Genomic DNA, 19,336 nt, shown 5'->3' on the forward strand with positions numbered 1-19,336 from the left:
GCCCTTCTATCCCCTTGATTCCTAATTTATTTGCAGGCGCCATCAATGCGTTTTGATGAACTCGGCCTCGCGCCCGAGCTGTTACGAGCCATATCCGACAAGGGTTACACGACTCCGACCCCGATCCAGGCGCAAGCCATTCCGATCGTTCTTTCCGGCAAGGACCTGATGGGCGGTGCCCAGACCGGGACCGGCAAGACCGCCGCCTTCACCCTGCCACTGCTGCAGCGCATCCTGCCGTTCGCCAGCCCCAGCCCCTCACCGGCGCGTCATCCGGTGCGTGTCCTGATGCTGGCCCCGACGCGCGAACTGGCGATCCAGGTCTTCGAATCGGTCAAGGACTACAGCAAACACATCCCCATCCGCAGCCTGTGTGCCTACGGCGGGGTCGACATCAAGCCGCAGATCGAAGAGATCCGCCGAGGCATCGAGGTGCTGGTCGCCACCCCCGGCCGCCTGCTCGACCTCGTCGAGCAGAAATGCCTCAACTTCGCCCAAGTCCAGGCCTTGGTCCTCGACGAAGCCGACCGCATGCTGGACATGGGGTTCATCCCCGATGTCACCCGCATCATCAATCTGCTGCCCGAGCAGCGGCAAAGCCTGCTCTTCTCGGCGACGTTCTCGGACGAAATCAAGAAGCTCGCCGACAAGATGCTGCGCGCACCGATGCTCATCGAAGTCGCCCGGCGCAACACGGTATCCGAGACCATCACCCACCGCGTCCACCCGGTCGCCGCCGAAGCCAAGCGCGCGCTACTCGTGAAGCTGCTCAAATCGGCGGACTTCAACCAGGTACTCGTCTTCACCCGCACCAAGATCGAGACCAACCGGCTGGCCCGCGAACTCGAGCGCGCCGGCATCGCCGCCGACTCGATCCACGGCGACAAGAGCCAGCAGGACCGCCTGAAGGCACTCGAAGCCTTCAAGGACGGCACGACGCTGGTACTCGTCGCCACCGACGTCGCAGCACGCGGCCTGGATATCGACGAACTACCGCACGTGATCAACTTCGAGATTCCGCACACGCCGGAAGACTACGTGCACCGCATCGGCCGCACCGGCCGTGCCGGCAAGCTGGGAACGGCGATCTCGCTGGTCTCCGCCGACGAGGTGCCATACCTGGTCGACATCGAGAAGCTGATCAAGATGCAGATCGAGCAGGTCGTCGTCCCGGGCTTCGAGCCGGAATACGACTACGAGTACCCGCCGAGCGGCAAGAAGAAGCATCATCGCCGCCCGCCGGCCCCGTCCGCGACCGTCGCGCCATCGGCACGGCCGCCGCGCGAGCGTTCGTCCGGCCGCGGCCGGCCCAGCCACATCGCGGCAGACGGCTTCGATTTCAGCAAGCCCTACGAGAGCGCCGAACCGCACCCGGTCGCTGCGCCCGCCGACGCCGAAAAGGCCAAGGCCATGACGAATCTGGAACACCCGCACAAGCCGCGTCGCGTCGTCGCCGCGCTGCTTGGCGGCCTGGGCAAAAAGTAGGACGAACTCACCCCGGGACGCTATACGCCGCCACATTTCTTCCCGTGGCGGCATCGCGAACTTTCACGCCCGGGTTTTTCCCGGTTTTTCCGGCGCTTCCAGCAGCTTGATGACGATCAGCGACGCATTGTCCCCTTCCCCCCGAGCGCGCGTCCGCGCCCGGTCGATCAGCCGGTCGGACGCCTCGCGGGCAGAATACGCTGCGACTAGGCTGCCCAGCTCAGCATCGCCAAAATAGCCCCACACGCCGTCGGAACACAGCACGAAAACATCCCCCGCCTGAACATCGTCCGCCTCGCCGTAATCGATCCGCGGCGGTTCATTGCCGCCGAGCGAGGTCAACAGAATGTTGCGATTCGGGTGTACCAGGGCCTGTTCCAGCGTGATCCGCCCTTTGGCCACCAGCGTTTCGACGTACGAATGGTCAGTCGTCCGGAATACCAGCCGCTCGCCGCGAAAGTGATAGAGACGACTATCGCCGCAATGCGCCCAACTGACCTTGCCCGGCTGCAGCAGCAGCATGACCGCCGTGCTGTGCGGATCTTTCTCGTTGATGAAACGCGACGCCTTGATCAGCACGTGTGCCTCGTTCAGGCACGATTCGAGAAGACCTTTCGGCGGCTCGCTGCGCACGGAAAACAGCCCGAGGTTGGTACCGGCCGTGTGCACCACCTGCTGTGCAGCGAGCGCCCCCCCGGTGTGCCCCCCCATGCCGTCGGCAACGACGGCGAGCGCCACCCCGCCGCCTTTCGGATGCGGGAGAAGCGCGACACGGTCCTGTTGCTCCGTGCGATCGCCCTGATGCTGGGCGACGCAGGCGTCGATCATGAGCGCCATGCCGACCGATTTCAGTTTCCGGAAACAGCGTGATGCTGCTCGAGAACGACGTCGATCAGTTCCGGCAGGGTATCCTCGCGCAAGCCCAGCTCGTCAAGCACCTCGGCCTCGACTGCCTCCCATTCCGGATTGTCCAGGTGGAGATTCAGGTGGTAGAGGTGCATCGCCAATTGCAGGATGGCCACCATCGTCCGCGCGGTGTGGTTTTCCAGGCGCTTGAGGTCGTGGTGGTAGCGAATCGAGTCGCAGATGAAATCCGGCAGCTTCCAGTGCCGGGCCATCAGATAGCCGATGACGCAGTGGTCGGCGTTGAAACGGCGATCTTCCTCGGCCAGGTCCGCCCAGCGCCCGGGCTCCTCCAGGCGCATGTCCTTGCAGTAGGTGGAAAAACGCTGCATCAGCACCGGCACGCCGCATTCGACGAACACCCCGGCGAGAAAAGCCTGGTCGGGAAAGATGTTGCACACGGCCACGCGCTCCTCGGCGATCAGCATCGCCAGCTCGGAAATCGCCCGCGAGCGAACCCAGAACGCTTCGAAGGCCTTGCGGTTGTGCTTGGCCGGCACGGACGACGACAGGGCGATGGCGCGCACCAGATTGGCCGTCTGCTGCAGCCCGATCGCCTGCAGAATGTGCTCGACCGACTCGAACGGCTGATAGCGCCGGTACGAGGCGCTCTGCACCACTTTGAAGAGCATCGCCACGAGGCCCGGATCCTGCGCCAGAATCCGGGCATAAACCCGCACATCGGCAACGCCGGCCATCAGTTTGGCATAGAGCTCCTGCAGCACCCGCGGCTGCGGCGGCAAATTGACCCCGCGCTCGAGCAGCCGCTTGACGCTCTTCTCCTCGTTGTCTGACAAGCCGGCCAGCAATGCCTTATCGAATGACATACACTCCCCACGTATTGTTCAGTTTCGTGCCGAACAGGCCCGCACCACGCTGATCAGCGCGGAACCTTTGGCTATAATCGGCCTCCATCAAGATCCTCATTCTCCCTAGGAAACCAGCCATGGGCAACCGTCTCAGCAAAATCGTCACCCGGACCGGCGATGCCGGCACCACCGGCCTCGGCGACGGCTCACGCGTCGGCAAGGACTGCCTGCGCATCGACTGCATCGGCGAGATCGACGAGCTCAACTCCGCCATTGGCGTACTGCTCGCCGAACCGCTGCCGGAGAACGTTCGTGCCGCTTTGCTGCGCATCCAGAACGACCTGTTCGACCTCGGCGGCGAAATCTGCATCCCCGGCTCGTCGTACATCAATGAAGAACACGTGGCACGCCTCGAAGAACTCGCCACGCAATTCAACGCCGACCTGCCGGCGCTGAAGAATTTCATTCTGCCCGGCGGCACCCGCCCGGCTTCGCTGGCGCACCTCGCCCGCTCGGTCTGCCGGCGGGTCGAGCGGCGCATCGTCAGCCTCGGCAACAGCGAGCAGGTCTCAGAATTCGCCCGCAAGTACCTCAACCGCCTGTCCGACTTGCTGTTCATTCTCGGCCGAACGCTCAATCAGGCGAGCGGACAGGGCGATGTGCTCTGGGTCCAGGCCAAGGACCGCTGACCCGCTGCGTCTCCGTTTCTCCTGTCTTTGGTGCGTCCGCCGACACCGACGCACCCGTCCTGTGCCTGAGCGCGGCGCCGGATGCTTAATCCAGCGCCGCAGCCGTTGCGAGGTGATGGCGCGCCTCTTGCTAGAGAAAGGCTGTTCGTTCTGCACCGGAGCCCGCCGTGTCGATCCATGTTGCCCTCAACCACGTTACCCACTACTGCTATGACCGGCCGGTCGCCCTCTCGCCGCAGATCGTCCGCCTGCGCCCGGCGCCGCATTCGCGCACGCCGATCCTCAGCTACTCGCTGAAGATCACGCCGTCCGAACATTTCATCAACTGGCAGCAGGACCCGCAATCGAACTACCTCGCGCGCCTGGTCTTTCCGGAAAAGACACGGGAGTTCAAGGTCGAGGTCGACCTCGTCGCCGAGTTGTCGGTGATCAACCCCTTCGATTTCTTCCTTGAACCCGGCGCGGAGAAATTTCCCTTCGCCTACGAACCGGGGCTGCGCCACGAACTGCTTCCCTTCCTCGAGAAACTGCCGGCGACGCCGCTGTTCAAGGCCTTCGTCGACGGCATCCCGCGCGAACCGACGCCGAGCGTCGACTTCCTCGTCGCCCTCAACCAGCGCGTACAGCGGGCGATCGGCTACGTCATCCGCCTCGAACCGGGCGTGCAGACGCCGGGCGAGACGCTGATCAAGGCCACCGGCTCGTGCCGCGACTCGGCCTGGCTGCTGGTCCAGGTGCTCCGCCACCTGGGCCTCGCCGCCCGCTTCGTCTCCGGCTACCTGATCCAGCTCACCCCGGACGTCAAGTCGCTCGACGGACCTTCCGGCACCGACAAGGACTTCACCGACCTGCACGCCTGGACCGAGGTCTATCTGCCGGGCGCCGGCTGGATCGGCCTCGACCCGACCTCCGGGCTGTTCGCCGGCGAGGGGCACATCCCCATTGCCTGCTCGCCCGAACCCTCCTCGGCAGCGCCGATCACTGGCCTCACCGAGGAGTGCGAATGCGAGTTCTCGCACGCCATGAAGGTCGAGCGCGTCTGGGAAGCGCCGCGCGTCACCAAGCCTTACACCGAAGAACAATGGGCCGACATCGAGGCGCTCGGCCATCGCATCGACGCCGACCTCACCGACGGCGACGTACGCCTGACGATGGGCGGCGAGCCTACCTTCATCTCGATCGACGACCCGGACGGCGCCGAATGGAACACCGAGGCGCTGGGTCCGACCAAGCGCGCCCGCGCTGCCGACCTCTTCCACCGCCTGCGCGAAAAATACGCTCCACAAGGGCTTCCGCACTTCGGTCAGGGGAAGTGGTACCCGGGCGAACAGCTTCCGCGCTGGGCGCTCAATTGCTTCTGGCGACGCGACGGCGAAGCGATCTGGCACAACCCGGCGTTGATCGCCGATGAAACGAAGCCGTACGGCGCCGATGCGGCGCTGGCCGGACGTTTCCTGCACAGCGTGGCGAAACGCCTGGACCTCGACAGCAACTACGTCTTCCCGGCGTATGAAGACGCTTTCTATTACCTCTGGCGCGAACGGCGCCTGCCGACCAACGTCGATCCGTTCGACTCCCGCCTCGACGACCCGCTCGAACGCGAACGCCTGGCGCGCGTCTTCACCCAGGGGCTGGACGCGGTCATCGGCCACGTACTGCCGATCATGCGCAGCTTCACCAACGGTCACTGGCAGACCGGCCCGTGGTTCCTGCGCAGCGAGCGCTGCTACCTGATCCCCGGCGACTCGCCGCTCGGCTACCGCCTGCCGCTCGACTCGCAACCCTGGGTGGCGCAGAGCGACTACCCGTACCTCAACCCGCCCGACCCGACACAACCCGTCCCGCCGCTCCGCTCCACCGCCGAGTTCCGTCGCCAGTTCGCCGATCGGAGCGCTGGCACGGAGCACGAAACGTTGCCCGCCACCTTTACCGGCAACGGCAGCTCGTTCGAGCGCTGGCCGCAGAGCAAGGAATCGGCCGGCTGGATCACCCGCACAGCCCTCTCGGCGCAAGCGCGCGACGGCATCCTCTACGTTTTCATGCCGCCGACGCAGAGCCTCGACGACTATCTCGAACTCACCGCCGCCGTCGAAGCCACCGCCGAGGAGCTGTCGACACCGGTCATCCTCGAGGGCTACGAGCCGCCGCGCGACCCGCGCCTCATCAAATTCAGCGTCACCCCGGACCCCGGCGTCATCGAGGTCAACATCCAGCCGTGTGGCGACTGGGACGAACTCGTCGAACGCACCACGCACCTCTACGAAACAGCCCGCCTGTCGCGGCTGACGACCGAGAAATTCATGCTCGACGGCCGCCACACCGGCACCGGCGGCGGCAATCATTTCGTCCTCGGCGCGGCGACGCCGCTCGATTCACCCTTCCTGCGCCGGCCGGATCTGCTGCGCAGCCTGATCTCGTACTGGCACAACCACCCGTCGCTCTCGTACCTGTTTTCCGGCCTGTTCATCGGCCCGACCAGCCAGGCACCGCGCATCGACGAGGCGCGCAACGACTCGGTCTACGAACTGGAGATCGCCTTCAAGCAGTTGCCCGAGATCGGCGCCGAAGCGCCGCCCTGGCTGGTCGACCGCATCCTGCGCAACCTGCTGATCGACGCCACCGGCAACACCCACCGCGCCGAGTTCTGCATCGACAAGCTCTACTCGCCCGACAGCGCCACCGGCCGGCTCGGCCTGCTGGAAATGCGCGCTTTCGAGATGCCGCCGCACGCGCGCATGTCGCTGGCCCAGCAACTCCTGCTGCGCGCCCTGATCGCCCGTTTCTGGAACACCCCGTATCAGCCCGCCCGTCTGGTCCGCTGGGGCACCGAACTGCACGACCGCTTCATGCTGCCGCATTTCGTGCAGCAGGATTTCAACGACATCATCACCGAGCTCAAGCTCGCCGGTTACGCCTTCGATCCGGCCTGGTTCGCGCCGCACTTCGAATTCCGCTTCCCGCTGCACGGCACGTTCGCTGCCTTGGGCATCGAGGTCGAACTGCGCCACGCACTCGAACCCTGGCACGTCCTGGGCGAGGAAGGCGCCATCGGCGGCGCGGTACGTTACGTCGATTCATCGGTCGAACGCCTGCAGGTCAAGGCCACCGGCATGGCCAGCGATCGCTACGTCCTGACCTGCAACGGCGAGGCCATTCCGCTGCAAAACACTGGCAAGATCGGCGAGTTCATCGCCGGCGTACGCTACCGTGCCTGGCAACCGCCCTCCTGCCTGCACCCGACGATCGGCGTGCACGCGCCGCTCACCTTCGACCTCGTCGACACCTGGATGCAGCGCTCGCTCGGCGGCTGCCAGTACCACGTCGCGCACCCCGGCGGCCGCAACTTCGAACGCTACCCGATCAACGCCTACGAAGCCGAAGGCCGCCGCCTCGCCCGCTTCTCGGAGCTTGGACACACGCCGGGACGCGTCGTAGTGGAGGCAGCGGCACCGAATGCCAACTTCCCGTTCACGCTAGACTTGCGACGCTTCTGAACCATCACCGAACTTTCAGCGTCACCATGCCGCGCACCCTGCTCGCGAACTATCCGCGCAAGACCGACCGTTTCGACGAGATGCTCGCCGAAAACGGCCAGTTGCGGCCGGCGTGGCGCGAGTTCTTCGACCATCTGGACGGTGCCACCCCCGGCCAGATGCGCCAGCAGATCGACTACGTGCGCCGGCGCATTCTGGAGAACGGCGTCACCTACAACGTCTACGCCGACCCGAAAGGTGCCGACCGGCCGTGGGAACTCGACCCGCTGCCGCTGATCCTGTCGTCCGAGGAATGGGCAACCATCGCCGCCGCGGCAACCCAGCGGGCGTGCCTGCTCAATGCCCTTCTTGTCGATCTTTATGGCGACCAGACCCTGCTGAAGGATGGCAGCCTGCCCCCCGCACTGGTGTACGGACACAACGGCCACCTCTGGCCTTGCCAGGGCATCCGGCCGCCGGGCGACATCTGGCTGCACCTTTATGCTGCCGACCTCGCCCGTTCGCCCGACGGTCGCTGGTGGGTCATCGCCGACCGCACGCAGGCGCCGTCCGGCGCCGGTTACGCTCTGGAAAACCGGGTGATCGTTTCGCGGCTGTTCCCCGAGAAATTCCGCGACCTCGGCGTCCAGCACCTCGCGGCCTTCTTCGCCGCGCTGCAGGAAAATCTGGCACAGTGGGCGCCGGGCAGTTCCAACGGTGCCAACCCTCTGGTCGTCCTGCTCACCCCGGGGCCTTACAACGAAACCTATTTCGAACATGCCTATCTCGCCCGCTACCTCGGCTATCCGCTGGTCGAGGGGCAGGACCTGACGGTACGCGAGAACTGCGTCTTCCTGAAGACGCTGACCGGACTCAAGCGGGTGCACGCGATCCTGCGCCGTCTCGACGACGACTATTGCGACCCACTCGAACTCCGCGGCGATTCGGCCCTGGGCATCCCCGGCCTGCTGCAGGCGGTGCGTACCGGCAACGTCCTGGTAGCCAACGCGCTCGGCAGCGGGCTGCTCGAATCGGCGGCGCTGCCCGGTTTTCTGCCCGGCGCCTGTGAAAAGCTGCTCGGAGAGACGCTGCGCATGCCCTCGGTCGGCACCTGGTGGTGCGGCGAACCGGCGGCGCTGGAGTTCGTCATCAAGCACCTCGACCGGCTGGTGATCAAGGGCGCCTTCCCGTCGCAACGGCTCGACCCGATCTTTGGCGGTGACCTGAAGGGCGCCCAGCGCGCCGAGATCATCGAACGTCTGCGCGCCCGTCCGCAAGCCTACGTCGCGCAGGAACTGGTCCGCTTCTCGCAGTCGCCCTCCTGGAGCGCGCCGCACGAGCGGCGCCTGTTGCCACGGGGCGTCGCCCTGCGCGTCTATGTCGCAGCGACGCCGCGGGGCTATCAGGTTCTCCCGGGCGGACTGACGCGCGTCACCTCGGCGGTCAACGCCCGTTTCATCGCCATGCAGCGCGGCGGATCAAGCAAGGACACCTGGGTGCTCAGCAATGAGCCGGTGAGCACCTTCAGCCTGATCAAGCCGCAACTCGGCAAGGCCGACCTGGTCCGCAGCGGCAGCAATCTCTCTTCCCGCGTCGTCGAGAACCTGTTCTGGTTCGGCCGCTACACCGAGCGCTGCGAAGACACCGCGCGCCTGCTGCGCGTCGGCCTGTCCAGGCTGGTCGACACCGGCACCGATTTTGACGCGAACGCCCTGCGCTCGGCCTACGAAACGGGGCGCTCCCTACAGTTGCTTCCGGAAATCGAAGCAAAATCGCCCTCCCGTCGCGACATCGAAACACATCTGATGGATGCGTTGTGCGGAGAGGAGTGGGGCGACGGTCTGGCCGGGAACATTCGGCGCCTGCTCTGGGTCGGCACGCAGGTGCGCGAACGTTTCTCGCAGGACAACTGGCATGCGCTGAACCGCCTGCAACATCAGTTGCAGGCCTACGCAAAAAGCCGCCCGTCGCTCAGCGAGGCGCTGGCCTTTCTTGACCAGATGCTGCTCGCCTCGTCCGCTCTGGCCGGGTTCGCCATGGACGACATGACCCGCGACGACGGCTGGCGCTTCCTGATCATCGGCCGCCGGCTCGAACGCCTGATCTTCCTGTGCGGCGCCATCAGCCAGTTCCTCCGGCTCAAGTCGACACGCGCCGCAGGTTGCCTCGAGTGGCTGCTCGAACTGGCCGACAGCATCATCACCTACCGCTCGCGCTACATGGCCCAGCCAGAGTTGCTGCCAGCCATCGACCTGATCGTTTTCGACGAGGCCAACCCGCACGCGGTGATCTTCCAGGCACTCAACCTTGTTCGTTACCTTGGGCGGCTGGAACGTGAACTGGGCGGTTTGCCGGGCAACGCCGGCAACAACTGCAACCTGCACGCCGGACTCGCCCGCCTCCGCGCGTTCGACTTGCAGTGCTTCGAGAGCCGCGATTTTTCCGCCTGCCGGGAATGCGGCAGCTGCCTCGAACTGGCCGGGCTGCTCGAAGAACTCGCCGAAGCCGCCGCGCAGCTTTCCGACCGCCTGGCGATGCGCTACTTCACCCACGTCGGCGACGTCGGCCGGCAAACCCTGGCCGCCTGAGATGAGTTCCGACGCCGTCCGTTATCACGTCACCCACGAGACGACCTACCGCTACGAGAGTCCCGTCTCGATCTCGCGCCAGTTGCTGCACCTCACCCCCCGCCCGTGCGCCTGGCAGACCTGCCTCGAACACGCGGTGCACATCGACCCGTCTCCGAGCCTCGACGAGGCGCGTATCGATGCCTTCGGCAATCCGATCCGCCAGTTCGCCGTCGAGACGCCGCACAGCAGCCTGCTGGTGCGTGCCGAGAGCCGGATCGAGGTACTGCCGCACCTGCCGGATTTTCCCTTCGGCAAGACCACCGCCTGGGATGACGTGCGCGCGGCGCTGACCTACGGCGCGCGACCGATCCATCTGGAAGCCAGCACCTATCTCTTCGAATCGCCCTACGTGCGCGTCAAGCGCGAATTCGCCGCCTACGCGGCACCCTGCTTCCCGCCGGGGCGACCGTTGCTGGAAGCAGTCCAGGCGCTAATGGCAAAGATCTTCCGGGAATTCAAGTTCGACGCCAAGGCCACCACCGTCGCCACGCCGGTCCTCCGGGTTCTCCAGGAAAGGCGCGGGGTCTGCCAGGATTTCGCCCACCTGATGCTTTCCTGCCTGCGCTCGCTCGGACTCGCGGCGCGCTACGTCAGCGGCTACCTGCTGACCAAACCGCCGCCCGGCAAGCCCCGGATGATCGGCGCGGATGCCTCGCACGCCTGGATCGCCGTCTTCTGCCCGAACGCCGACGGCGGCGCCTGGGTCGACTTCGACCCGACCAACAACCTGTTGCCTGACACGCAGCACATCACCCTGGCCTGGGGCCGCGACTTCGGCGACGTCTCGCCGCTGCGTGGCGTCATCCTCGGCGGCGACGAGCACACGCCGGAGGTCGCGGTCACCGTCACCCCCTACGACGAACTGACGGCGGTCGCGACAGGCGTATGATGCGCAGTCATCATACGCCGCGCTGAAAAGCCATTTCCCCGTGCCCCATCGCAACCTCAAGGGCGTCCTGCTGTTCCTGTCGGGACTGTTCCTGTTCTCGTCGGTCGACACCACGGCCAAGTACCTGACCGCGTTCTACAGCGTGCAGTTTCTCGTCTGGGCACGCTTTGCCGTGCATCTGGCGATCATGCTGGTCGCCGTCGCGCCAGGAATGGGCCGCGAACTGGTGGTCACCCGCCGCCCCGGGCTGATGCTTTTCCGCGCGCTGCTGCTGGTCGCCTCCAGCCTGTTCATCCAGACGGCCTTCCGCTCGCTGCCGCTGGCCGAGACCACCGCCGTATTCTTCGTCACGCCGGTCATCGTGGCACTGCTCGCCGGACCGCTGCTCGGCGAGAAGGTGGCGCTGAAGGTCTGGCTGGCGACGTTCGCCGGCTTCTGCGGCGTCCTCCTGATCGCCCGCCCCGGCGGAGCCCTGCTCGGCATCGGACTGGTCTATACCCTGGCCGCGGCGCTGTGCTATTCGCTGTACCAGATCCTCACCCGCAAGCTGGCCGAAACCGAGTCGACGATGCGCCAGCTTTTCTATACTGCGCTGATCGGCACGCTGGCCATGTCGCTGATCGTCCCGCCGTACTGGATCGGCGAGTGGCCGCCGCTCGGTCACTGCCTGCTCATCGCGTCGCTCGGCCTTTATGGCGGTGTCGGGCATTTCCTTATCATCGGCGCCTATCGCACCGCCCCGGCCTCGTCCCTCGCCCCGATGATGTACGTCCAGCTGATCTGGGCGACGCTGCTCGGCTGGTCCGTTTTCGGGCAGTTGCCGGATACCGCGTCGACCGTCGGCATGACAATCATTGGCGCCGCCGGAATCGCCCTCGCCATTCGCCGCCCCCGCAAGGAAATCCATGAACTTGCCGGCGACGACGCGCGTTGCAAAAACCCGGCAGTGCGGGTTGAGCGATAGAATGGCGGCCAACCCCGAAACGCAATCAAGGCTCTGGACGTGGACGACAAGGACTGGCGGATTCTCAAGACGATCGCCGAGGAAAAGAACCTCACCAAGGCCGCCGCACGCCTGTACATCACCCAGCCGGCACTGACCTACCGCCTGAAGAACATCGAGGAAGAATTCGGCGCCCAGATTGTCCTGCGCATTCCCAGCGGCGTCGAATTCACCCCTCAGGGCACGTGCCTGGTGGCCTACGCCGACGAAATGCTGCAGAAGTTCGGCTCGGTCAAGGAACGCATCAAGAACATGGTGGACAAGGTGCAGGGCTCATTGCGCATGGGCACCTCCAGTGTGTTCGCGCACTACACCCTGCCGAAGATCCTCAAGGGGTTTCTCACCTTCTACCCGGAGGTCGAGATCGCGCTGAAGACCGGCTTCAGCTCGAAGATCATCGAGATGCTGGAGCGTCAGGAGATCACCCTCGGCATCGTGCGCGGAGAGCATGACTGGAGCGGCGAGCGCTTCCTGCTCTCGGAAGAACCGTTGTGCATCGCCTCGCGCGAGCCGATCGACTTCGCCGACCTGCCGCGACTGCCGCACATCCGCTACGGCGCCGACGCCGCGCTGCATCGCCTGCTCGACGACTGGTGGCGCAAGAATTTCAACACGCCGCCGAACACCACCATGGAAGTCACCACCATGGAAACGGCCCGGCAGATGGTCCTGCACGGCCTCGGCTGGTCGATCCTGCCGGGCATCGGCCTGGCCCGGAAATACGGGCTGGTGAAGCAGCCGCTGTTCTGGCCGGACGGTTCGCCGTTGATCCGCAAGACCTGGGTGCTGTGTTCCAACACCTCGCTCGAACTGCAGACCGTGCGCGCTTTCCTCGCCTACCTGGAAAGCGGCAAACCGATTCCGAAATAAGCCCGGCGCCGCTTTTTTAGCGGGAAGGCCCCACCCTCTTGTCGCGATTGGTGCGCCGCCGCCCTACACTGGTGCATGAACGCCCGGGATGGTCGCCAAACCCTGACTATCGCGTGGTTTTCCGTTGGCACGCTTTCTGCTCGAAGTGATCAACCATTTCGCTGCGGCAACGACCATGAAAACCACTTTCTTCAACGAGATGTACGATCCGGCAGGCGCCTTGCGGCCGCATTACCGCGGCTACGCCGACTGGCTGGCGGCAACTCCGCCGGAGCGCATCGCGCGCAAGCGCGCCGAGGCCGACATCGCCTTCCATCGCGTCGGCATCACCTTCGCCGTCTATGGCGAAGAGGCCGGCAAGGAGCGGCTGATTCCGTTCGACATCATTCCGCGCATCATCCCCGCGCAGGAATGGAAAGCGCTGCAACAGGGGTTGCGGCAGCGCGTCAAGGCGCTCAACGCCTTCCTGCACGACATCTACCACGACCAGCACATCCTCGACGCAGGGCATATCCCGCGCGAACAGGTGCTGAACAACGCGCAGTTCCGCCCGGAGATGAAGGGAGTCGACGTCCCAGCCGGCATCTATGCACACATCGCCGGGGTCGATCTGGTGCGTGCCGACAGTGATGGCAAAAGCGGGGAATACTACGTTCTGGAGGACAACCTGCGCGTGCCGTCCGGAGTGTCGTACATGATCGAGGACCGCAAGATGATGATGCGGCTCTTCCCCGAACTGTTCTCGAAACAGAAGATCGCACCGGTGCAGCACTACCCGGACATGCTGCTGGAGAACCTGCGCGCCGTCGCCCCGCAAGGTGTGCAGAACCCGACGGTGGTGCTGCTCACCCCCGGCGCCTACAACAGCGCCTACTTCGAGCACACCTTCCTCGCCCAGCAAATGGGTGTGGAGCTCGTCGAGGGCCGTGACCTGTTCGTCAAGGACGAGACGGTCTTCATGCGTACCACGCAGGGGCCGCAGCGCGTCGACGTAATCTACCGCCGCCTCGACGACGACTTCCTCGACCCGCTGGCCTTCCGCAAGGATTCGATGCTCGGCGTGCCCGGACTGCTCTCGGCCTACCGTGCCGGCAACGTGACGCTGGCCAACGCCATCGGCACCGGCGTCGCCGACGACAAGTCGATCTACCCGTACGTTCCCGAGATGATCCGTTTCTACCTCGGCGAGGAACCGCTGCTCAACAACGTGCCGACGTACATGCTGCGCAAGCCCGACGATCTCAAGTACGTGCTCGACCACCTGCCAGAGCTGGTCGTCAAGGAAGTGCACGGCGCCGGCGGCTACGGCATGCTCGTCGGCCCGGCGTCGACGAAGGAACAGATCGAAGCCTTCCGCCAGCGCATCGTCGCCGCGCCCGAAAAATACATCGCCCAGCCGACGCTGGCGCTCTCCAACTGCCCGACTTTCGTCGAATCGGGAGTGGCCCCGCGCCACCTCGACCTGCGCCCCTTCGTGCTCTCCGGCAAGACCATCGACATGGTCCCCGGCGGCCTGACCCGCGTTGCTCTGCGCGAAGGCTCGCTGGTGGTGAACTCGTCGCAGGGCGGCGGCACCAAGGACACCTGGGTACTCGAAGACTAGCGGCCTGCCACGATGAATCCAATGACCCTCACAGCCTCCGTCATTCCGGCGAAAGCCGGAATCCAGAGGCGAACCACAGGACTCCGGATCAAGCCCGGAATGACGCAGCCATCCTTTGTTTGCCGCATGACAGGCCACCAGCACGGGAGAAGAACATGCTGAGCCGTACCGCCGATCACCTTTACTGGATGTCGCGCTATACCGAGCGCGCCGAGAACCTCGCCCGTCTGCTCGACGTCACCTGGCAGATGTCGCTGGTGCCCCAGTCCGTCACCGCGGAGAACCAGAACTGGGGTGCCATCCTGGCCCTCAACAGCCTGGAGAGCCGCTTTGCCGAAGCCTATGACGAAGTCAACGCGGAAAACGTGCTGCGCTTCATGGTCACCGACCCGAACAACCTCTCGTCGATCTACAGCTGCCTGCGCGCCGCCAGGGAAAATGCTCACGCCGTGCGCGGCACGCTGACATCGGAAACGTGGGAGGCCTGCAACATGACCTGGCTCGAAGTGCGCGGGCAGAAGTTCGAGCAGATCAACGCCAGCGGCATCGGCCAGTTCTTCGAGTGGGTCAAGCTGCGCGCGGCGCTGATCCGCGGCGTGACCTTCGGCACCATGCTGCAGGACGAGGCGCAGAACTTCATCCGCCTCGGCGGCTTCATCGAGCGCGCCGACAATACCGCGCGCATCCTCGACGTCAAATACCATGTGCTGCACAGCAATGGCGACGAGGGCACCACCGACTTCTACCAGTGGGGTGCGCTGCTCCGCTCGCTGTCCGCCTTCGAGGTCTACCGCAAGGTCTATCGCGACGCCATCACCCCGACACGCGTCGCCGACCTACTGATCCTTCGCCTCGACATGCCGCGCTCGCTGCATGCCTGCACCAAGGGCCTCGTACGCGTCCTCGAAGCAATAAAGAACGACCAGTCCGCAGAAACCGAACGCCTCGCAGGCATCCTGCACGCTCACATTCACTACGCACGCATCGAAGACATCCGCAAGCAAGGCCTGCATTTGTTCCTCACCGACTTCATGGACCGCATCTACGAACTCGGCGACGGCATCGGGCGGGATTTCCTGGTGCCGGCCAGCGAAGGCTGAGCCGCCGCTCAAGCGACATCAGGAGAGCATCCGGCCGCTGCCCTACGGAACGACTGCACTGGCTGGCACGCTCTGGTCAGCGGCAACGACGACCCGGTTCCGCCCGTCGCGCTTGGCCGCGTACAGCGCATCGTCCGCGGCGCGAATCAGCGTTTCGCGGCAGTCGCCGTGCCACGGGAAGATGGCAACGCCGATCGAGATGGTCGACTGGATGACGCGCTCCCCGACACGCACGCACTCGCCGGCGAAGGCGGCCCGCCATTGCTCGGCACGCTCGGCAGCGGTTGCCGCCGCCATGTTCGGCAACACGAGAAGAAACTCCTCACCGCCGTAGCGGCACGGCAGATCGCCGCCGCGCGCGCCGGAGCGAAGGAGGTTGCCGAGACGACGAATGACTTCGTCGCCGGCCGGATGCCCATGAGTGTCGTTGAGTCGCTTGAAGTGGTCGATATCGATCATCAGCACGGCCAGCGGCACACCGTCGCGGCGGGCACGCGCCAGTTCGCGGTCGAGCGATTCGTCGAGAAAGCGCCGGTTGAACAGGTTGGTCAGCGGGTCGCGAATCGACTGCTCGCGCAGAATCTCCCGGGTCTTGCGATGCTCGGTCGTATCCCGCGTCACCCCGATATACCCGACGATGCCACCGTCCGGGTCATGAAGGGGCGTCGCGTTGATTTCGGCCCAGAACGTTCCGCCGTTCTTGCAACGCATCTCGACCTCGAAACGCATGGCGGCGCATGGCGCGCCAGTGCGCACATCGGCTATCGGCATCGCCAGCGCATGTTCAAACACGGTCTGGCCGACGGGCGTCAGCCATTCGGTGAAGCGATGGCCGAGAACCTCGCCCCGGGCGAATCCGCGCAGCCGCTCGTCGGCACCGTTCACATAGGTAAACCGGTGGTCGCTGTCGAGTTGCCAGACGATGTCATGGGCGTTTTCGGTAATGAAGCGCAGACGCTCCTCGCTCTCGCGCAACGCTTCCTCGGCACGTTTCTGGACGTCGATATCGGTCACCATGGCAACGCACCACTTGCCCCGCCCGGCGCGATCGTTGACCAGCGACGTGTTGACGATGCCCCAGAAAACACGGCCGTCCCTGCGCCGCAAGCGGCGCTCCTGGACTTGTGCCGCCCCGCCGGCGGAAAACACCTCCCGCAAATGCGCCGCGACCTGCCCGCCCTCTTCCGGGAGAACGAGGTCATGCACCGTCAAGCGAGTGCGAGCCTCCCGGCGCCGATAGCCGAACATCTGGCAGGCGCGGTGATTGACGTCGAACAGGCGCCCGTCCGCCTCGACCAGCAGGACGCCAACCCCTGCCCGGTTGAGGATGCTGTTCAGGCGTTCGCGCTCAAGATCGGTTTCGAGCTGGATCTGCCGCCGCCGCGTCCCTTCGCTCCGCGCACTCCGATAGACCACGAGCAGGGCGAAAGCGGCCAGGGCGAACGCCAGCAACACGGGTTCGCCGAGGCGCTCATGGATTTCCGTCCACATCGCCGGATCTGTCACCGGCAACGCGGCGGCCGGCTGATTCGTTGCCATCAGGCACAGGGAAGCCACTGCATGCAGGCGGAGAAAAAATGACGGAAACATCACGTGAAGATAGCACAGGTGCCATGAAAAAAAGCCGCGGCAAATCAGGTGTTTTCCGGTTCTGCCGGAGTTGGCGTGAGTTTGGCTTGTGCTGCTGAACTTGCGCGCATCCCCGGTTAAAATAGCTGACTTCCGAAATCAAGGATCCGTCGTGAGCACCGCCCCGAAAAACAGCAAAGAAACCGCCGCCGCGCCGGCGACCAATTTCATCCGCAACATCATCGACAGCGACCTCGCCGCCGGCAAGCACGCCCAGCGCCGCTGGTCGGGCAAGCCGGGCCTCGCCGCCCAGCAACTGGCCGGCCCGCTCGATCCGGCAAAGATCCGCACACGCTTTCCGCCGGAACCGAACGGCTACCTGCACTTCGGCCACGCCAAGTCGATCTGCCTGAACTTCGGCCTGGCGCGAGACTACGGCGGCCGCTGTCATCTGCGTTTCGATGACACCAACCCGGAAAAGGAAGAAAAGGAATACGTCGACTCGATCATCGACGCGGTGCACTGGCTCGGCTTCTCGTGGCAGGACGACAAGGAGGACAACCTCTACTACGCCTCCGACTACTTCGACTGGATGGTCGCCAGCGCCGAATACCTGATCGAAGCCGGCCATGCCTACATCGACAGCCAGAGCGCCGAGGAAATGCGCCAGAACCGCGGCACGCTGACCGAGCCGGGCAAGGACTCGCCGTACCGCAAGCGCTCGCCGGAAGAAAACATGCTGCTGTTCCGCCGCATGCAGGCCGGTGAGTTTCCCGACGGCGCACACATCCTGCGCGCCAAGATCGACATGGCCTCGCCGAACATCAACCTGCGCGACCCGGCGATCTACCGCATCCGCCACGCCACGCACCACAACACCGGCGACAAGTGGTGCGTGTACCCGATGTACACCTTCGCGCATCCGATCGAGGACGCGCTGGAGAACATCACGCACTCGATCTGCACGCTGGAGTTCGAGGACCAGCGCCCGTTCTACGACTGGCTGCTCGACCACCTGGCCGAGGGCGGCCTGCTGCAGCGCCCGGTGCCGCAGCAGATCGAGTTCTCGCGCCTGAACCTGACCTACGTGGTTCTTTCCAAGCGCAAGCTGATCCAGCTCGTCGAGGAAAAACACGTCTCCGGCTGGGACGATCCGCGCATGCCGACGATCGTCGGCGCCCGCCGCCGCGGCTATACGCCGGAGGGCTTCCACCTCTTCGCCGAGCGCATCGGCGTCTCCAAGGCCGATTCGCTGATCGACTACTCGCTGTTCGAAGACTGCATGCGCGAGGTGCTCAACGAGTCCGCCGAGCGCCGCGTCGCCGTGCTCGACCCATTGAAGCTGATCATCGACAACTACCCGGAAGGCCAGAGCGAAGAGTGCTTCGCGCCGAACCATCCGCTCAAGCCGGATCTCGGCAAGCGCGCGATGCCCTTCTCCCGCGAGTTGTGGATCGAGCGCGAGGACTTCATGGAAGTGCCGAGCAAGGGTTACCACCGCCTCTACCCCGGCAACATGGCGCGGCTGCGCTACGGCTTCGTGGTGAAATGCACCGGCTGCGACAAGGATGAAAGCGGCAACATCGTCGCCGTGCATTGCGAGTACCTGCCTGACTCCAAGAGCGGCACACCCGGCGCCGACAACTACAAGGTCAAGGGCAACCTGCACTGGGTCTCCGCGGCGCACGCCTGCCCGGCAGAAATCCGCCTCTACGACCGGCTGTTCGCCAACCCGGCGCCCGGCGCCGGAGACCGCAACTTCCTCGACGACCTCAATCCGGACAGCGTCAGGGTCATCGCCGCGCAACTGGAACCGGCGTTGAAGGCCGCCAAACCGGAAGAACGCTTCCAGTTCGAACGGCACGGCTACTTCGTTGCTGACCGTGTCGACTCGAAGGACGGCGCGCCGGTGTTCAACCGCACGGTGACGCTGAAGGATTCGTGGGGGAAGGCCGCCAAATAGCCGCGCCAGAGACCAACGGCGCATTGGGATAGGGGGCAGTCATTATAGACTGCGCCCCTCCCACACCACCCGGCATGCGGGTCCGCACCGGGCGGTTGGCATGGTTGAGGTCATACGCAGGCAAACCCTCCTGCACATGCCTGGTTTCGCCAATTCGAGTTCGGCAAGATTGATTGTCTCGCTGCCAGGCCATTGAGGACTTCATCCTCGCTGGGTTTATGGCGAGCTTCGCACAGGAACATCTGAGACCCCTCGCTCTTGATAACTCGGTGATTACACCTCCCATGCCTTCGGCCCTTCGCTCCAGACTGGCAGCTACTATGGCCTCTGCTGACTTCTCGCTCCGGCTC

The 19,336-nt window shown here is 64.9% G+C and carries 13 protein-coding genes; 10 read left to right on the forward strand and 3 right to left on the reverse strand.

Annotation, left to right across the window (positions count from 1 at the left end; genetic code table 11):
* The first annotated feature begins 45 nt into the window (after positions 1-45).
* The gene (locus BO74_RS14140; protein WP_496443023.1) at positions 46-1,485 is read left to right on the forward strand and encodes a DEAD/DEAH box helicase; all 1,440 of its coding nucleotides are present in this window, start codon (positions 46-48) and stop codon (positions 1,483-1,485) included.
* A gap of 63 nt (positions 1,486-1,548) precedes the next feature.
* Here the strand turns inward: BO74_RS14140 and BO74_RS14145 are convergent, their stop codons facing one another.
* Together BO74_RS14145 and BO74_RS14150 are read right to left on the reverse strand one after the other, a co-directional pair.
* Positions 1,549-2,322 carry a PP2C family protein-serine/threonine phosphatase gene (locus BO74_RS14145; protein ID WP_496443024.1) on the reverse strand — a complete coding sequence of 258 codons (774 nt, stop codon included), beginning with the start codon at positions 2,320-2,322 and terminating at the stop codon, positions 1,549-1,551.
* 11 nt (positions 2,323-2,333) lie between these two features.
* On the reverse strand, positions 2,334-3,215 hold the full coding sequence (locus tag BO74_RS14150; protein ID WP_496443025.1) for an HDOD domain-containing protein: 882 nt from the start codon (positions 3,213-3,215) through the stop codon (positions 2,334-2,336).
* A gap of 119 nt (positions 3,216-3,334) precedes the next feature.
* Between BO74_RS14150 and BO74_RS14155 the strand changes: the two genes are divergently transcribed.
* The 8 genes from BO74_RS14155 (at position 3,335) to BO74_RS14190 (ending at position 15,454) form a co-directional block, all read left to right on the forward strand.
* Positions 3,335-3,886: a cob(I)yrinic acid a,c-diamide adenosyltransferase gene (locus BO74_RS14155; RefSeq protein WP_496443026.1), complete on the forward strand. Its 552-nt coding sequence runs from the start codon at positions 3,335-3,337 to the stop codon at positions 3,884-3,886.
* Between the two features lie 167 nt (positions 3,887-4,053).
* Positions 4,054-7,380: a transglutaminase family protein gene (locus tag BO74_RS14160; RefSeq protein ID WP_496443027.1), complete on the forward strand. Its 3,327-nt coding sequence runs from the start codon at positions 4,054-4,056 to the stop codon at positions 7,378-7,380.
* Positions 7,381-7,406: 26 nt separating this feature from the next.
* Positions 7,407-9,947 (forward strand): circularly permuted type 2 ATP-grasp protein, encoded by a 2,541-nt coding sequence (locus BO74_RS14165; protein ID WP_496443028.1) that lies wholly within the window; start codon positions 7,407-7,409, stop codon positions 9,945-9,947.
* A 1-nt stretch (position 9,948) separates the two neighbouring features.
* On the forward strand, positions 9,949-10,878 hold the full coding sequence (locus BO74_RS14170) for a transglutaminase family protein (RefSeq protein WP_496443029.1): 930 nt from the start codon (positions 9,949-9,951) through the stop codon (positions 10,876-10,878).
* Positions 10,879-10,918: 40 nt separating this feature from the next.
* Positions 10,919-11,842, forward strand: coding sequence for a DMT family transporter (locus BO74_RS14175; protein WP_496443030.1), 924 nt, complete (start codon positions 10,919-10,921; stop codon positions 11,840-11,842).
* A 39-nt stretch (positions 11,843-11,881) separates the two neighbouring features.
* Complete coding sequence (locus BO74_RS14180; RefSeq protein ID WP_496443031.1) at positions 11,882-12,751, forward strand: LysR family transcriptional regulator; 870 nt, start codon at positions 11,882-11,884, stop codon at positions 12,749-12,751.
* 175 nt (positions 12,752-12,926) lie between these two features.
* Positions 12,927-14,354 (forward strand): circularly permuted type 2 ATP-grasp protein, encoded by a 1,428-nt coding sequence (locus BO74_RS14185; protein WP_496443032.1) that lies wholly within the window; start codon positions 12,927-12,929, stop codon positions 14,352-14,354.
* 155 nt (positions 14,355-14,509) lie between these two features.
* Positions 14,510-15,454, forward strand: a complete 945-nt coding sequence (locus tag BO74_RS14190) for an alpha-E domain-containing protein (protein WP_496443033.1) — start codon at positions 14,510-14,512, stop codon at positions 15,452-15,454.
* Between the two features lie 42 nt (positions 15,455-15,496).
* Here the strand turns inward: BO74_RS14190 and BO74_RS14195 are convergent, their stop codons facing one another.
* Positions 15,497-16,993, reverse strand: a complete 1,497-nt coding sequence (locus tag BO74_RS14195) for a sensor domain-containing diguanylate cyclase (protein WP_496443034.1) — start codon at positions 16,991-16,993, stop codon at positions 15,497-15,499.
* A 202-nt stretch (positions 16,994-17,195) separates the two neighbouring features.
* Between BO74_RS14195 and BO74_RS14200 the strand changes: the two genes are divergently transcribed.
* Positions 17,196-18,986, forward strand: coding sequence for a glutamine--tRNA ligase/YqeY domain fusion protein (locus tag BO74_RS14200; protein WP_496443035.1), 1,791 nt, complete (start codon positions 17,196-17,198; stop codon positions 18,984-18,986).
* The last annotated feature ends 350 nt before the right edge of the window (positions 18,987-19,336 follow it).

Source organism: Propionivibrio pelophilus DSM 12018, from assembly GCF_059569095.1.

Bases quoted from the DNA above. Each gene is read 5' to 3' on its own strand.
- BO74_RS14170 (WP_496443029.1), top strand. From the start codon at position 9,949: ATGAGTTCCGACGCCGTCCGTTATCACGTCACCCACGAGACGACCTAC.
- BO74_RS14145 (WP_496443024.1), bottom strand. From the start codon at position 2,322: ATGGCGCTCATGATCGACGCCTGCGTCGCCCAGCATCAGGGCGATCGC.
- BO74_RS14155 (WP_496443026.1), top strand. From the start codon at position 3,335: ATGGGCAACCGTCTCAGCAAAATCGTCACCCGGACCGGCGATGCCGGC.
- BO74_RS14195 (WP_496443034.1), bottom strand. From the start codon at position 16,993: ATGGCAACGAATCAGCCGGCCGCCGCGTTGCCGGTGACAGATCCGGCG.
- BO74_RS14190 (WP_496443033.1), top strand. From the start codon at position 14,510: ATGCTGAGCCGTACCGCCGATCACCTTTACTGGATGTCGCGCTATACC.
- BO74_RS14185 (WP_496443032.1), top strand. From the start codon at position 12,927: ATGAAAACCACTTTCTTCAACGAGATGTACGATCCGGCAGGCGCCTTG.
- BO74_RS14165 (WP_496443028.1), top strand. From the start codon at position 7,407: ATGCCGCGCACCCTGCTCGCGAACTATCCGCGCAAGACCGACCGTTTC.
- BO74_RS14150 (WP_496443025.1), bottom strand. From the start codon at position 3,215: ATGTCATTCGATAAGGCATTGCTGGCCGGCTTGTCAGACAACGAGGAG.
- BO74_RS14140 (WP_496443023.1), top strand. From the start codon at position 46: ATGCGTTTTGATGAACTCGGCCTCGCGCCCGAGCTGTTACGAGCCATA.